The organism is Ethanoligenens harbinense YUAN-3 (assembly GCF_000178115.2).
GTDB lineage: Bacteria > Bacillota > Clostridia > Oscillospirales > Ethanoligenentaceae > Ethanoligenens > Ethanoligenens harbinense.
Genome location: NC_014828.1, coordinates 1,362,379 through 1,378,674, shown reverse-complemented (window position 1 = coordinate 1,378,674; position 16,296 = coordinate 1,362,379). Strand labels below are relative to the sequence as shown.

Annotated in this window: 14 protein-coding genes; 7 read left to right on the top strand and 7 right to left on the bottom strand. The window is 44.1% G+C overall.

Annotation, left to right across the window (positions count from 1 at the left end):
• The first annotated feature begins 225 nt into the window (after window positions 1–225).
• Genes ETHHA_RS06360 through ETHHA_RS06345 form a run of 4 tightly spaced genes read left to right on the top strand, consistent with a single transcriptional unit; the run spans window position 226 to window position 4,784 of the window.
• Window positions 226–1,683: a DUF2828 family protein gene (locus ETHHA_RS06360; RefSeq protein WP_013485158.1), complete on the top strand. Its 1,458-nt coding sequence runs from the start codon at window positions 226–228 to the stop codon at window positions 1,681–1,683.
• Between the two features lie 24 nt (window positions 1,684–1,707).
• Complete coding sequence (locus tag ETHHA_RS14535; RefSeq protein ID WP_013485157.1) at window positions 1,708–3,246, top strand: HEAT repeat domain-containing protein; 1,539 nt, start codon at window positions 1,708–1,710, stop codon at window positions 3,244–3,246.
• A gap of 10 nt (window positions 3,247–3,256) precedes the next feature.
• The gene (locus tag ETHHA_RS06350) at window positions 3,257–3,571 is read left to right on the top strand and encodes a hypothetical protein (RefSeq protein ID WP_013485156.1); all 315 of its coding nucleotides are present in this window, start codon (window positions 3,257–3,259) and stop codon (window positions 3,569–3,571) included.
• Window positions 3,564–4,784 carry an RtcB family protein gene (locus ETHHA_RS06345; protein WP_013485155.1) on the top strand — a complete coding sequence of 407 codons (1,221 nt, stop codon included), beginning with the start codon at window positions 3,564–3,566 and terminating at the stop codon, window positions 4,782–4,784. Before ETHHA_RS06350 ends, ETHHA_RS06345 begins: the two co-directional genes overlap by 8 nt.
• A gap of 32 nt (window positions 4,785–4,816) precedes the next feature.
• On the opposite strand, the gene ETHHA_RS15515 is transcribed toward ETHHA_RS06345, so the two are convergent.
• From ETHHA_RS15515 to tnpA, 7 genes are all read right to left on the bottom strand, one after another.
• Window positions 4,817–5,641 (bottom strand): helix-turn-helix domain-containing protein, encoded by an 825-nt coding sequence (locus ETHHA_RS15515; RefSeq protein WP_137143863.1) that lies wholly within the window; start codon window positions 5,639–5,641, stop codon window positions 4,817–4,819.
• Between the two features lie 308 nt (window positions 5,642–5,949).
• Window positions 5,950–6,378 carry a helix-turn-helix domain-containing protein gene (locus ETHHA_RS06335; RefSeq protein WP_013485153.1) on the bottom strand — a complete coding sequence of 143 codons (429 nt, stop codon included), beginning with the start codon at window positions 6,376–6,378 and terminating at the stop codon, window positions 5,950–5,952.
• A 537-nt stretch (window positions 6,379–6,915) separates the two neighbouring features.
• Entirely contained in the window at window positions 6,916–7,644 is a 729-nt protein-coding gene (locus ETHHA_RS06330) for a hypothetical protein (RefSeq protein WP_013485152.1), read from the bottom strand.
• Entirely contained in the window at window positions 7,637–8,734 is a 1,098-nt protein-coding gene (locus ETHHA_RS06325; RefSeq protein WP_013485151.1) for an ATP-binding protein, read from the bottom strand. The genes ETHHA_RS06330 and ETHHA_RS06325 overlap by 8 nt, the downstream gene beginning before the upstream one ends.
• A gap of 768 nt (window positions 8,735–9,502) precedes the next feature.
• Window positions 9,503–9,865: an ATP-binding domain-containing protein gene (locus ETHHA_RS15840; protein WP_198009338.1), complete on the bottom strand. Its 363-nt coding sequence runs from the start codon at window positions 9,863–9,865 to the stop codon at window positions 9,503–9,505.
• The gene (locus ETHHA_RS06320; RefSeq protein WP_198009337.1) at window positions 9,847–12,306 is read right to left on the bottom strand and encodes an AAA family ATPase; all 2,460 of its coding nucleotides are present in this window, start codon (window positions 12,304–12,306) and stop codon (window positions 9,847–9,849) included. Before ETHHA_RS06320 ends, ETHHA_RS15840 begins: the two co-directional genes overlap by 19 nt.
• 565 nt (window positions 12,307–12,871) lie before the next feature.
• Window positions 12,872–13,330 carry an IS200/IS605-like element ISEha1 family transposase gene (tnpA, locus tag ETHHA_RS06315; RefSeq protein WP_013485043.1) on the bottom strand — a complete coding sequence of 153 codons (459 nt, stop codon included), beginning with the start codon at window positions 13,328–13,330 and terminating at the stop codon, window positions 12,872–12,874.
• A gap of 395 nt (window positions 13,331–13,725) precedes the next feature.
• Between tnpA and ETHHA_RS06310 the strand changes: the two genes are divergently transcribed.
• The 3 genes from ETHHA_RS06310 to ETHHA_RS06300 are packed head-to-tail and all read left to right on the top strand — an operon-like array spanning window position 13,726 to window position 16,293.
• Window positions 13,726–13,917: a helix-turn-helix domain-containing protein gene (locus ETHHA_RS06310; protein ID WP_013485150.1), complete on the top strand. Its 192-nt coding sequence runs from the start codon at window positions 13,726–13,728 to the stop codon at window positions 13,915–13,917.
• Between the two features lie 22 nt (window positions 13,918–13,939).
• The gene (locus ETHHA_RS06305; protein WP_013485149.1) at window positions 13,940–15,256 is read left to right on the top strand and encodes a DNA cytosine methyltransferase; all 1,317 of its coding nucleotides are present in this window, start codon (window positions 13,940–13,942) and stop codon (window positions 15,254–15,256) included.
• Window positions 15,253–16,293, top strand: a complete 1,041-nt coding sequence (locus ETHHA_RS06300; protein ID WP_013485148.1) for a DNA cytosine methyltransferase — start codon at window positions 15,253–15,255, stop codon at window positions 16,291–16,293. The genes ETHHA_RS06305 and ETHHA_RS06300 overlap by 4 nt, the downstream gene beginning before the upstream one ends.
• Window positions 16,294–16,296: the final 3 nt, after the last annotated feature.

Sequence of the window (16,296 nt, the reverse complement as noted above, 5' to 3'; positions counted from 1 at the left end):
TTATCGGATTTCGACATTCGAATGCGCTTTGTATTTAAAGATGCCAACAGCAAGAATGAAAATGGTTAATGCCGGTTCAAATCCGGCCCCCGGCCGCAAGGCCTCGGCAAAAGACGGCATCTTGTTAGCAAATCATAAAGGCGCGTACAGCAGTTCAAGAATAACCTGTCACGTTATGGAGACCGCAAGGCCTCCCGCGCCTTGCTTCCAGAAGGGATGAAAATCATGCTGAACTTTTTAAAGAAACAGGCAAACACGGCCTTGACCGAAAACGGCGCAGCTACCTACGCGACCACCAGTTCCGACTGCCTTGACCTGTTTGCTACCATCGGTGCGCTTCGCAATGAACCGGACGAAGAGGTTATTAAACGCTTTGCCCGCGCCTATGCCGAGAACGCCGACCTCGCGGTTAAAACCCTGTTCTTTGCGCGCGATATTCGCGGGGGATTGGGTGAGCGGAAGGTATTCCGTTTGATTCTTCGCCACATGGCAAATGATATGCCCGCGTCGGTACTGAAAAATCTGTGGGCGGTGCCGGAATATGGCCGGTATGACGATCTGCTCGTTTTGCTTGATTCTCCCCTGCGGCAGGACGTAATTTCTTACATAAAGACACAGCTTGATTCTGACATCCGGGCGTTTGACGGCGACGGCACCGTTTCTCTGCTCGGCAAGTGGCTCCCTTCTGTCAATGCACACAGCGCGGAAGCGGTGCGCTGCGGCAAGCTGCTGGCAAAAGCTCTTGGAATGACAGAGGCGGATTACCGCCGCACGCTGACAAAGCTTCGCGCAAAAATCAAGCTGATTGAGAATAATCTGCGCAAAAAAGACTACACCTTTGATTATGAAAGGCAGCCGTCCAAAGCGATGATGAAATACCGCAAGGCATTTCTGCGTAATGATGGTGAACGCTACAAAGAATTTTTAAGCCGTGTGGCGAACGGTAAAGCAACACTTCACACTGGCACGCTCTATCCGTATGATATCATCCGCCCGATTCTCTCGGGCAGCATGACCGACGGTGAGCGTAAAAGCATGGATGCGACATGGAATGCCCTTGAGGATTTCACAAACGGCGAAAATGCGCTGGCTGTCATCGATGGCTCCGGTTCCATGTACAGCTGTGGTGACCCCAAGCCCGCCGAGGTTGCTCTGTCGCTGGGCATTTATTTTGCCGAGCATGGCCGTGGCGGCTTTGCGGGGCATTTTATCACCTTTTCCGAAAATCCCCGTCTTGTGGAGATCAAGGGCAGGGACATTTTTGAGAAAGTGAAATACTGCATGTCGTTTAACGAGATCGCGAATACCAACATCCAAAAGGTATTTGACCTGATTCTGCGAACGGCGGTAAAAAACAGGCTCCCGCAAAGCGAACTGCCCGCGACGCTTTACATCATTTCCGATATGGAATTTGACTTCTGCACAACGAATGCGGAGATATCGAATTTTACATACGCAAAAAAAGCTTATGCTGCGCACGGTTACCGACTGCCTACCGTGGTCTTTTGGAATGTGCAAAGCCGAAACGAGCAGCAGCCGGTAACGAGCAATGAGCAGGGCGTGCTACTGGTTTCCGGCGCCTCCCCCCGCGTCTTTTCGATGATCGAATCCGGCAATATGTCGCCGATGTCGTTCATGCTGGATGCGCTTAACAACGAGCGATACACAGGGATAAAGGCGTAACCGTTTTTTACGAGGTGATGACTGTTGTTTTGGAATAAAAACACCGGTTGGTTTTCCGCACGACTGCCGGAGTACCTATCGGCGCTGAAATCCGGAGATTTCAGCGCTATTCCTTGGATTTTCTGCGTTTTTACCGAAAACAGTGAAAGGGCCAAAGCAGTTGCTTCAAAGGCGCTTTGCGGAGCGCTTGACACAATGAACTTTGACGAACTAGTGCGCGTGGATGAGCAAATGCGTCAGACCTCATCGATGGAATGGAGCATTGATTGGCGCAAATACACGATGGACAGTTTCTTTACCCCCGAAATGAATGAGCAAGAACGACGTGCTGTTGCGGTTTTTGCTTCTTTTAATCCGAATGGTTTTATTCGGGAACGTGCATTGCAAGCGATGCAATACTATGACAATACGCTTTCCTTCGCCATCCTGCGTCAAAATGACTGGGTACCGCAGGTAAGATCAGCCGCCAAACAGGCTGTCAACTATCGCCTATCCCATCTGGTGAGCGGTGAGCTGATTTCTGCCTTGCCCTTTGCGGATAAATTAAGTCGCAGCATGAGAACGCGGGAATCTGAAGAATGCTCAAAACGTATATTTTCTGCTCTTGCGGAAAAAGAAAATGAAAGCGAATTGATTACCGGTCTTAATGATGCAAATCTTAGAACGCGCCGAATTTGTACAAACACACTTTTCCATGCTGAATTCTTAAGATATGATTTGGCATTTGCGCGCTTGAAACGGGAACACGACCCTTTTCTACGCGGAAGTATCTTTCAGCGTCTTATCGATGCCGATCAAACTTTGGATACAGTAGCAGAACAATTTTTGAAGGATAAATATCCGATAAATCGGCTATTAGCATTCCAGTATATTTGCAAACATAGAGGAAACGATGCTCCAGTAATTGCTAAACGTCTGCTGCTTGATAAAAATGCGGCAATCCGGGAGCATGCCCGCTTTTACCTGAACAGTTGCAACGGTTCATTCGATTATCGTGAGTTTTATAGGAGCCATATGTCCGATCAGATGGCTCCCGCAATCTTAGGGTTAGGCGAAACAGGTACACACGAAGATGCCGTTATGCTTGAAAAGCACTTGCACTCAGAGCAGGTATCGGTCGTTCGAGCCGCTATGATAGCAATGATGCGTCTTGGCGGTGAAATGTATGCCCCGCTTATAACGGAACTTCTGGGCGACAATCGGGTCGGCATTGTAAAGACAGCGCGTAACCTTATTTGTAAATCAAATGCTCCGGATTATGCAAGAGTAATGGAAATATTCAAAAATACGCTGTGCGAAAACACCAGGCAAAAGTGTTTCTCCGTACTACTGACAGCGGGTAAATGGCAACGGCTTATCTTTATACTCAACGTCTTGGAATCCGATGGAGAAATGATGAGTGAATCCGCTTTGACGGCTCTTGTAAGATGGGTCGGCGGCTATAACCGTTCCTACATATTGCCAAACGAAGTGCAGATAGAGCAAATCAAAGCGAGCATTCGGAATTTAACCGGCAGAATACCAGGACGGACACAGCAGGAACTATTATTTTTGCTGCGATGAGGATAATACTATGATATACACAACCAAAGAAAACAACGAGCTTATTATAACCTGCGACTGCGGGTGCGGTTCGGGGCTGCTTTGGAAAGCAATGAATTGTGATGATGAGGGCGAACAATATTTTGTGTCGCTTACTGAAAGCAGTTGGTACGCCAAACAGACCGGACGCATCAGGCCGTATTTCAAACGGCTCTGGAAAGCACTGCGCGGCAAGGAATACTATCTGACCGAGCTTGTTATGACCAAAGCAGAGGTGGCGGAATTATCGCAATTTCTTAATCAGCTAACCCAAAATTCGATCAACAAAGGTGAATCCCATGATTAACGTACAAGGCTTGCACAACACCGCCGTTTGCTACACTGCCCGGTTGGAAGATAAGGCGGCTGATCAAATAAAATCTGTCTGCGATCAAGAAGCGTTTGCTGACTGCAAAATTCGTATTATGCCGGACGTTCACGCCGGTAAAGGCTGTACAATCGGCACCACGATGACCATCACCGACAAAATTGTCCCCGGCATGGTGGGGGTTGATATCGGGTGCGGCATGGAAACCGTGCTGTTAGACACGAACGAAATTGACTTCGAGCGTTTGGATAAATGCATTCATAAACACATTCCCGCTGGAGTCGAGGTGCGTATGCGCACTCACAAACTGGCGGATGAAATTGACCTGCGTGAGCTTCGGTGTGCCCGTCATGTCAATATTGACCGTGCGTACAAAAGCATTGGTACTCTCGGAGGAGGCAACCATTTCATCGAGGTGGATAAAGGCGATAACGGAGAATTATACCTTGTGGTACACTCCGGTAGCCGTCATTTGGGTTGTGAAGTTGCAGAATATTATCAGCAGGAAGGTTATAACGCTTTATGCGGCAACGCTCAGTTTCAATTAGAAGAAGTGATCGCCGGGTTGAAAGCTCAAGGCAGAGAAAAAGAAATCCAAAGTACCATAAGGTCTTTGAAAGAGCAAACCGCAATTCCGGTTCCGAAAGATCTCGCTTATGTGGAGGGCTCCCTATTTGATGATTACATACACGATATGAAAATCATCCAACGTTTTGCTGTATTGAACCGCAAAGCGATGGTAGACACGATTCTTGTTGGGCTTCGCCTTTCTGCTGCGGAGGAATTTACTACGATTCACAACTATATTGACACCGACTCCATGATTCTTCGCAAAGGCTCCGTTTCGGCAAGAGCGGATGAAAAACTTTTGATCCCAATCAATATGCGTGATGGAAGCTTAATCTGCCTTGGCAAAGGCAACCCGGATTGGAACTTTTCCGCACCGCATGGAGCAGGACGCTTAATGAGTCGCAGTAAAGCTTTCCATGAACTGACGATGGAGCAGTACCAGACAGAAATGAACGGTGTTTATTCAACTTGTGTCGTGCCTGACACGCTGGACGAATCTCCTATGGCCTATAAGCCTATGGATGAGATAATCGCGCAAATTGAACCCACGGCAGAAATTATAGCAAAAATCAAGCCGGTCTATAACTTCAAGGCGGCGGAGAGCGGTCGGCATAGGCGTTAATTCTTCAGGTGTTGCAGTAATTTGCTACCATCTCACTCCTCCAGCCAAGCCTTGTCCACCATATTGTAACGCGAGGGTTTCGGAAAATCCCGACTCTTATATTCTTCGCGCACGGTCTCGAGTAGATTCAGCCATATCTGATGATCGCAGTCATCATCATCCACATTACCGTTTTCCCTGTCATCGAGATACAACTGTATGTCGTTGATGCTGTTGACCAGCCATTTTTCATTGAACACCGAGAGATTATCTTTTATAAAACCAGCAACCAGGCCGACATCATAAGATTTTCTGCCCAGCGCGTATCGCATGGCGGCATTGAGCATGAAATAGAAATGATTCTGTGTTCCGCAGACTTCGTGCATTTGCTTTTCCTGCAATTCCTCGCTCCTTCTTTCAGCCTTTCGGGCTTGATCCTCGGAAAAACGCTGCATAAAACACGTTTTTGAGCAATATCGCTGTTTGCGGTTTTTCGTTGTAAACGATTTTCCGCAGTACGAACAGGTGCCGGTTATCATTTTAGGATGACTGTTCCACCAATCGTTTCTGCATTTTTTGCCGCAGAACTTTTTACCCGGCCCGAGTTTACCTTGAACCAGAGGTTTGTTGCATGTCAGACAAAATTCATAAAATGGCCTAGGCTTGGGTGCAGGCTTTGGTTTGGGAGGCCTTCCCGGTTTTTTCTTAGGTTGATTGAGCTCAACCGGTGGTTTTGGCTTTTTAATTGGATGTAATCCTTGCCGCCAACAATAGGTATTTATCGTGTTTCTCTTTAGATTCAAGGACTCCGCGATTTCTCTATGATTTAAACCTGATTTAATCATCTGTGCGATCATACGTTTTTGGTCATCGGTCAAGGGGCAGACCTCCTTCATAGGATTTTACCTATTAACGCTCTGTGTCTGCCGCCAGTCAAGTAAAGAATCAAACTGCCTCGAAAAAAAAGTGAAAAATGTGTACATGCAACTGATTGAATGATATAGACAGGCTTCTGCACTGCAAGTTATCGAATCTCGTCGTTTTTAGCGGTTTCAAATTTTCGGTTTCAAGAGGTCTCGTTTTATCGTGCAACCGGATTCATTTTTGAGGGATAATCGGACAAGTTTCTCAACAGTTTGGAACCGTGCTTAGGTAATTTATAGCTTATATTTGTTTATTTTGGTAGTTAACCTTGTGAGCCATCTAACTGTTTTTGTTTGAACAAGCATTGTGCGGGTATCTCATATTCACTTGGCAAATCCTGTTGTTCATCAGTTAGTGCATTGTCTTCATCGCTCTGTTCCGCCGGCACATTCATCGGCTTAACCGTGTACAGATTACTGGTACTGTCTCCGATTGAATTGCGCTGTTCTTTTTTCTCGATTAGGCTGAGTTCTTCCAGATGGGCTACGACGGAAATTGCCTTGCGACGCGAGCATCCAGCTTTGCGTGCGATGGTCTGATAAGATGGGAAACAGCTCCGGCTGTCTTTGTCGGCATAGGCGCAAAGAATGCAGTAGACCGCTTTGTCGTAAACGGAAAGCGTTTCGTCCATCAGTACGGCCTTATCCACCATCACGAACGGTGCCTTGCTGCTCCGGCTGGATATCTTCATTCTGCACCTCCGCAAATAAAAAAGGAACCTTCCTCCCAGATGGTTCCAAATGATCACATGATTTTATATTTTACCCTCGTCAGGCTGCCTATTTTCCATTATACTGACGCTGGCTGAGGAAAATGTAAAGATAAGCGGGCTGATGAACGTTGATGCCTTTTCTCGTCTATTTCATTGAGAGCGTGTACAACAAGATCGAGAATACGCTGCCGCAACCGGATACGATCCTTCTCACAAGGCGCTGGACGAAGGCAGAATCACAGAAAGGAACCTATTCCCATACTTTTGTGCCGACAGTAATTCGGGTTTCTCGAACTTCAGACATTCTAACACAGATTCTAACACATTCTAACCATTCTCGTCATCGAATGTGTTAGAATCATAAATTCAGCAACCAGCCGTCCGAATTTTATATGTTCTCTATTGATATGAAAATTTGAGATATGCTTCAAAACTTCACAAAAGTAAAAGTTTTTTCTCTGTTCAGAAATAAATATATAAATCGACAAGGTTTTTTCTTAATTCAACGGCATAAATTCAGCGTATCAATTTAGGATTGTACTCCGGAATGAAAAATGCGCAGGTGCTGAGCACGGCAACGCGCCTGTCGCTCTGGATAGAATTTAGCTGTGCGGTGAGCATCTCGACTTGTGCCGGAAGCAGATCTTCTCCCGGATTGCTGGCGACAAGCCGCCACGACTTGCTAATATTCTGCTCGATTACAATATTGCATTCTTCCTTTGTTGCGGCAAACTTACGATAATCGTGATTCCGGTTCTCCCGATTGACACGGGCCTTATATTCTCCGGCGAGCAGCTCGTCAAGAGAAGCATAGTAAGAATCAAAATCCGGGTCGGGTATGGACGCCATGTGATAGAATGCCTCCACCATCGGATAATTGATGTATAGCTTTCCCATATCGGACGATTCCACAAAGTATTTTGCCATGTCACGGATCTTTTCCGATGTGAAGCCGGGATCGTGCGGATCAAGATCAAAGATCAGAAGGATATCAGAGTAGAATTCGTCAAACAGCGCCTTTTTTGTCGGATCAGGTTCACGCGACTTCAGCAGTTGGAGCAAGTCAATATCAGCGGGATCGTTGTCCTCAAACATTTCATGATAAAGTGTGTAGATATTCGTACAATAGGAAACGATCTCATATTTGATATCAATCTGATAAACAGATAGCAGCCGCTCCATCAAAGCGACATCTGTTTTCGCGCCCTCGACCAGCACGAGAATCTTCCGTTTCTCCTCAGCCATTGAATTCACCGCTCATATAGAGCTTCTCCAGATTGTGACCCTCCCGAAGCTCCCGATCGGTGGCATTGGCAAATGAAGTAAGATTTTCTCCGGTCAGAATGAAGTAGCAGTCCGGACGCATGATACGATTGGAAAGCAGGTTCGTATTATGGGAAGTGAGGATGGTCTGGAAACCGGGCATATGCTCCAAAAGCTCAACAAGCGTTTCGGCCAATTCATAATGATAGAACGCGTCAAACTCATCAATGAACATCAGAGAAACATCGACAGAAGTCTTGTACCAATAGAAAAATGTATAAAGCGCTTTGGTGCCGCTGGATGCCACCTTAAAAAACGGCAGTGGTTTTCTGGTATCGAAATACAGGCGTTTACTCCCGTCGGCGTCTTTCTTCGCAACTAAATTTTCTTTAATCCCCGCGTTGTGCAGAAAAGCCTCCAGCTCTTTGAGCATATCACCCTGAAAAATGAAGTCATAATAATCCTTACTGTCTGCCTTGTAACCGATATAACGGTTTTCATCCAGGCTGCGGAACCATAGCATATGAGACACAAAATGCTGCATTTGATAAAGCGGATGATCGTTCGAGAGTGCAGAATTAGCGATAGCATATTTCAGAATGGAATCAGTGCCGCGGAAGGAAAGATTCAATGTTGTGGTCAATGCCTCGAGACCGGTCAGATCGCCGCGTTTGTCTCCGTAATCGTAAGTAAAAAGGCGCCTGCCGTCAATGGCAACGGATTCATAAACAAGAGTCTGCTTATCATTTTTACGATAGCGGTAATCAACCTCACCGCTATCGAACGTAAACACATAATGAAATTCTGCATATCCGGCCTTGTTGTTGACATTCAGATAATAATCATACAAGCCCGGCGTCACATTGTTTGTCGTCAGGTGTGAGACGATATCAAAAAGAGCCAAGCCCAAATTAGACTTGCCGACAGAGTTTTTGCCGTAAACAATGGTCTTACTGAGCAGGCTGTTAGTGATGCAGGAATTGTTGAATTTATAATCACGGACGTCGGAAAAATTCAACCGAATGGTATTCTCAAAATTTTTAAACCCTGTGACCTCAAACAGTTTTAACATGGTGCCACCATCCTTTACCGTTATTATACCCACGGCAAAGCATTAAGTCAACAAATTCCGTAATAAAATTACGGACAATCCGTAATTACTTTTCGACATATTGCGATCTTGGCTCATTTAGCTGTTGATGCGTGTTGCTACGATGAAGACTACACTGAGTAAACAGGGTAACCGCTCACAGTTTGCTAACAATTATCCCGGAAACGTGCTTTCGGCACCCTTTTCTCCAAACCCTGTCCGCATCAGGGATGTTGCCCGTGAACCCGCATAAATACAACGTTTGTGGCAGTTTTCAGCGCACCAAAAAGCACCCCAAAGGCACCCGTGAGCACTCGCTTCCAACGACTCGAAATGCGGTAAGCCCTTTATCGGGTCCGAGAGTTCGAATCTCTCCGCCTCCGCCATAGAAGCACCACTATTTTGATAGAATAGTGGTGCTTCTTTTTTGCTAAAAATCCCTTGAAATAAAGGCTTTTCAGCCGTTATCAGCACATAAAGCACAGCCGCCGTGGAGTAATTTCCGCAGCGACTGTTTGCCTTTTTTGGGTTTTAAGCCTGTGTGCTTCAAGTAATCGTGTAATTTATAGGGTATTCGTGGCATTTATGGAGGTAATCGTGGGGTATATGCCCGACCTGTCTCCACTCACTGATTAGAACGATAGCATCAGATTAATATCAGGTAAGTGTTTTATCGTTTTTCAGTTTGCGGGAAGTCGTCGTAGGCGGCGGAAAAAGTAAGGCAGAAAGCGAGAATTTTTTGACGTGCGGTCATATTATTTCTAGCTTTAGCAGTGCCACATCTTTTTCATTATCCTTCGGTTCTATCCGTTCAAGCACTTTCTTTTCGACAGATTGCGTCCAGTATATTTTCAGCGATTTTCTTGCACGGGTTATTGCGGTGTAAAAAATGCTGTGAGTTATCAATTCGTCAATCTCATCGGTTATGATAACTTTGACAGAGTCGTACTCCAAGCCCTGTGCCTTGTGAATAGATACGGCGTAAGCAATTTGGAACGGTACGAGTGTTTTTGAAACGCCGTCATCGTCTTCATCGGTGCTTTTGTTTTTGTTTACGGCAAAGCGTATGACAGAATTCCCGTTGGCTGCATTCCTTACAATCGTGAAGTCCATATTTTTGCATCCATTTCAATAAGAGGTCTGTCAATCTCAATATCGAATTGGCTACTTTCGTTTGATTTTCCCTCGTTTAGCACTTCAAAATCAATAATGCGACCTTTCATATTGTTATGAATAACAGGAACTTGGTCATCAATTCGTGTAAAAAACTTATCCGCCGAGTCATTGAATAGAATCGGGTCGCCCACCTTATAACGCTGAACGCCCCACCATATTTCCTTACCATTATTGCTTTCTTGCAGAAAATGATTGATGTTGTTTATGCCATACAGACCACCGTAGTTAAGGCATAGGATTATCTCATTTTCAGCAGCGGGAGTGAAAATTGTCGCATCTAAATTTGCCGAGTAGCTATATGTTTGCAAGAGTTCAAAAATATCATCTTCCATTTTTCGGACATCGCTCCAAAGTTTTAATAAAGCGGGGCTATCACTTCTGTAAGGCTTCGTTAGCTCGCATACAGAGGCTTCCGGCAAGAAACTACGCACAGCATCAAACCAGTTGCCAAACTCAATAGCCTCTATCTGATATGTATCGCCGACTAAAACAAGCAACTCGAAATTCGCTTGACTGAGAATAGTTCTCATATCATGGTTGTTTACCGTACTACACTCGTCAATTATAAGAATGTCAAACTCGGTTTTTCCTTTGTAATATGGGTTCGTAAATTTCGATATTGTCATAAAAGTGCTATCCGCTGAAGCTGTAACTTTTCGCCTCATATTATTTACGGCGGGGTTTGTTTGTGCTAAGTACAGTCTTGATTTATCAGCAAATAAATGCGAGATATGGTTAATCAAGTACGACTTGCCTGTTCCAGCCGAACCATAAACAAGAGCCGCTTTTGAGTCGGTAAACATTCCGAGCAAGGCTTGCTTTTTCTCTTCGCTGTTCACTTGACTGGTAGTTTGCATCCAGTAGCTTACCAAATTAGCGTAGTTGTCAATACCGCTTTTGGTAAGCCCTTTAATCGTCTTAATGATTGATACCGTATCCTCCTTGTAGCTGTTAATAAAAACATGGTCGTACTTAATTATCATTTTACGAAGTTGCTGCTTTGGCGAATCGTAAAGTTTTTCATTATACGTTTTTACGAGAGCAGCAACATCGTCAAAATTGCCGAGTTTATATTTCCCGTCTTCATTTTTTTCAAGCGGAGTAAAAAGCATATCTTGCTGTTCAGTATTGTTTTTTATAAGCCACGCTAAAATCTCGTGCTCACGACCGTTTGCATCAAGGCATTCAAACAAATCCGAAAGGCTCGGAACATGGCTTTTCAAACCCGAGCAAAACGGCATTTCATCGAACGGAATGCATTTATAATCAAGATAAAGTCCGCTCAAAAGATGGCAGCCACGAATTTCTTGCATTTGTGTATATGTTATATGGAACTGGGCTTTGAGAACACGGTTTGTCATATGGTGAAGTAAATATCGCAGTATATTGCTACCGGCTGCTTCCCGCTTTATAAGATTTCTGCAAGTTTCTAGGCAATCAAAGAAGTGCGTGGCTTCTGTTTTAGGCACAATACGGTCACGAACTGCCGCAAATGCCTCATCAGAAAACATAACAATTTCCGATAGGCTAAGCCCGGTTTCAGTTAGATATCGGCTAAGTTCGCGTTGTTCAGCTTTACCATACTCTCTGGGCATCCTTTCAATAATTGCCGTGAAGTTTTTTAGTTCGCAAGGCCGAATGTTTACTTCCCAGTCCACAATAATGCGGATGGGCATATGTTTGCCGAGGATTTCTATGTTGTTGTTGGCAATGGCAAACTTTACGGCATAAAAGCTCGTTACCTCTATATCGGTAAAAGCGATAATACGATCAGTTTTGCTCGCATTGTCATTTGCTGGAACAAAAGCTACCTCATAATATATTTTACCGTCAACAAAAAACGGCTTGATTTTCTGCACGTAAAAGCGGTCATAACGGAACTCGCCGTGTATCGGAGTATTGTATTCACTAACCTTTTCAGCGATTTTCTTATAATACTCTGTTAGACTCTCGTCTGTTTCCAATGGGAACTGCTCAAGGTTAGCAAGCACGTCAAGGGAATAACGATCGTGCAAGAAATTCCTAATCCGCAACAGATACTCATAATATTTCAGCATTAGCCGTTCGGCATTCTGCTCTTTTAAAGCACGATGAGAGACAGACACCTGCAGAAAATGGTGAAACCGCGACAAATGTTTCAAATTAGAGTTACTCTTTGCGTGTTTGACCGCCGCCTTAACATTTTCCTGCGTATCCTCTATATCATCGCCATTGGCATAAACTTTAAGAAGGATATGCTCCACAAAATGCCTTAGCGATTCTAAGACTTCCTGTGAAACCTCGCCCCTAGTAGATTCACCCAGACGACTAATCTGGCGGCAAATAATTTTATTGCTTTCCTGAATTGCCTCATCTATTTTTAACATCGTTGTTGGCATAGAATACCCTCCTATGGAGCCAAAATGCTTTTTGCCAGCTATTCGCACAGATTATCCAACTGTTCCGTTATGGTACTCCAGTCTCGATTCAAGTCGAGCGTTTTCAAGCTGATTCTGTTACCGCCAATGTTAAAGTCATCGTTCGGCGTAACATCATCTTCGGTTACCGCATTCGGGACAAGCTATGATCGCCACGATAATCCACCTCTTTTTTACCTTCTTGAAATTTATTATAGGCTAAAATGGTCGCTATTTCCATTATAATCAGAAAAGGCTTCGAAAAATGTTACGCTTCCACACGCAGGGTCTATGTTCTTACCGTCTTTGATACAAACAGAAAAAGCCTTACCCGGCAGCGATGTGCCGAAAAAGGCTTGAAATAAAGGGCTTCCGAGGATTTCATCAATCTCCGGAAGCTCTTTTTCTATATAATCAGTTGTCGCTTGCCGGTCAGTTGGGACGGGAGGCCCGTTTGCCGACTTACCCTGCAAGGAAAGCAGCTATGAGGAATAAATGAATCACCCCGCCGCAAGCGGCGGGGTATCCAATGCTAACCCTACCCTTGCTAAAACAACGTGAGTTGTTCTATTGTTTCAACTTTGTAAAGTTGTTTATACTCCTCTGTCTTACCCTGATTCTGCAAGTATCTTTTTATTACTTCTTCACTGCCAAATTTGCTTACCGTATTCACAAAATATCCATCCGTCCATAATTCTCCACCCCATAATTGTTTTTTTACTTCCGGATGTTTAGAAAATATTTCTCGTGCTGTTATACTTTTCACTGTTGTGATTATTTTCGTCGGGCTGTACTTGGGTACTGATTGTATTAGAAAATGCACATGATTTTTATCTGTACCTATTTCAACAAAGTACATCTCAAATCGTTCGCTTATTCCTCCGCACACTTCTACGAGTGTTTTGGTAACTTCTTCGCTAAATATCGCTCTGCGATATTTAGCGGGGCATACAAAATGGTACATCAGCACTGAGACATTGTGAGATTTATGAATATACTCACTCATCTCTTCCCTCTTCTCGTTTTTTGTTATACCAATTTTATACCCTTTTATTTAACGCCGCAAGCGGCGGGGAATTAAACCCTCAGAGATTAAATAGTGTGAGGAAACGTTAAAAGATTTGGTTGAGGACTTTTGCTCTCTCCGAGACCACCACTGTTGACCAGTCTCAAACAAGCAGGGCTGTTTGTCAGTGTTATCAACCCACTTGTCATGAAAAAGTATGCTTCGGCGGCACTCCGCAAAGAGATAACAAGAATACTCTGCAACCATGTTTTCAAAGTGCTATTTAATACCATTTCGTATCGATGTATATCAAAAAACATTGACTTACATGTAGCAAAGAGCTATAATTTATTTTGTGGGTTTATGCCTTTAGCGACTTGAAGAGGTGAACGTACATGAGCGAAAGAACAGATGATAACTATATCAGCCTTGAGGACGCTGCAGAATACTTGAACATCAAACCAGTAACTCTGCGGAAATGGATAAAACAGAAGGAAGATCTTCCTGCGCATCAGATAGGGCGGCTCTGGAAGTTCAAGCGTTCCGAACTGGATGATTGGGTGAATAGCGGCAAGAGTGCAATATGACTGAGAGGAACGAAGTAAGAATATGCTGAAGCAAAATATTACAGCAATAAATAACGATACATTCATCGTTGATCAGCTAAACAGCGTTTTTTCAAAAATCAAAATAATTGACAGATCAGTTGACAAGGATGAGATTCAGCGTCAGCTGCTTGATTACTATAGAGTGAAGTTCGGCAATCCTGATCTCGCAGACTTTCAGTACGATTTCATTGACTTGTTCTGCGGTGCAGGCGGACTATCCGTAGGCTTGGAGCAAGAAGGATTTAGGCCTGTGGCTGCTGTTGATAAGGATCAGTCGGCTGTTTTGACATATAGATTTAACAGGCCATGGCTTACGGATGGAAGTATTATTCACGAAGACATCCGTGAAATAGTGAACCAGGATATATTTCCTCATGTTCCAGTAGTTGTGGGGGGCCCTCCATGTCAAGGATTTAGCGTGGTCAATAAACATAAAAAGGAAAATGATGAACGAAACGAGCTTTACAGATTTTATGTTCATTCAGTAGGCCAAGCAAAACCGGACATATTTCTCTTGGAGAATGTCGAAGGTATACTACAGTTGTACAGCAAAATCAAGCGGGACTTTAGCAAAGTGGGCTATATTGCCTGTGAACCGCTCGTGTTTAACACGAAAGATTTCGGTTTCCCTCAAAACAGGAAGAGGGCATTCATCCTGGGCATCAAAAAAGAACACCAGAGAATCTCTGGAGAACTGTATCAATTATTCAAGGATGAGTTGCAGAGACATATGAGGGGGACAACACTCTCGTTGTGGGATGCAATATGTGATTTGCCCGCCTTGGAAGCGAAAACAATGAAAAATAGCACATATAGTGAAAATGCGGTGTGGGGATATACGGTTGCAGGATTTCATGACGCTGACTCTGAATATGCACGGCTGGTTAATCAGGGACTACCTATCAGAGTCCCCTTGTTGAATCATAGGAGCAAATACAATAATGACCGCGATATACAGATATTTCAGCTTTTAAGACCGGGAGAAAAATCAGATGCAGAAAGTATTCAAGAGATTAACCCATATAAAAGTCGTGCAGATATTTTTCGTGACAAATTTGACAAGTTGCTTGCAGAGGAACCATGTAAAGCGATAACGGCACATATGTATTATGACTGCAATATGTACATTCATCCGTACCAAGCAAGAGGTCTGTCACCACGAGAAGCAGCAAGAGTTCAGGGTTTTCCAGATGATTACCTTTTCCTTGGTTCCCCAAATGAATGGTACAGACAAATCGGAAATGCAGTCAGTCCGCTTATGGCGAGAGTGTTGGCCAGCGGACTTAAACAAGTGCTGGAGAGGATATACAGAGCATGAAGGAAGTAATTAGATTTTTCGACTGTTTTGCGGGCATAGGAGGTTTTTATTATGGCGTACAACAAATAAAAAGTAATAAATATGAATTTCGCCATGTAGCCTACTGTGAGATTGATAAGAGCGCACAGAAGTTCTACGACGTAGCCTGCTCTTCGGAGGGGACTCAAAAGATACAGGATGTAAAAGATATCAAGACTAAAAAAAATCCGAACGGAATAATGGTGTCAGACTTTGATATTCTGTTTGCAGGATTTCCATGCCAGTCGTTTTCTAATGTGGGCTATCGCAAGGGCTTTGACGATCCAAGGGGACAATTGTTCTTTTATATCCTTGATATGCTTGATTACTATAAGCCGAAATATTTTGTCCTGGAGAATGTTCAGAAAATTCACACCATACAGAACGGGAGCCTTCTTGATGAAATGAAAAAGGCTCTCTGTGAGATCGGAAACGGGTATATTCTGCACACGTGGAATTTGTTGGCATCTGATTACGGATTGCCACAGAAGAGAAACCGTATCTTCTTCTGCGGAATCAGAAAGGACCTGACAGAGCCAAAAGGAATCTCAGAACCGCCTGTGGTAGATTTAAAAACCGCGAAATATCCTACAACGTGGCATCTTCTTGAAAAAGGAGCAGTCGATCCAAAACACTACATACCGCAGGGGTCACGAAGAACGATTCTCACTAAGCCTTCAAACTGGGAAGGTGATGTGAATATTGATAATGCAATAGCGAGACCGTTGACTGCAACAATGGCGAAATGGCATAGAGCAAACCAGGATAATTACTTTAGCGAAGCATACATTGCCGGTACTGATCCGTATGTGCGTCCAAGCGTGAATTTGGACACGGAACCTATACGCAGGATTACTCCATTAGAGGGATTCCGATTGCAAGGATTCCCTGACAAATATGCAGAGATAGCAAAGAACCTCAAGCTTGCCTATTCTACGCAGTATAAACTTATAGGTAATGCGCTTCCGGTTAATCTTGCTCAGGCAGTTATAGAACATTTTTTGAACAGTTATTTGTGATTA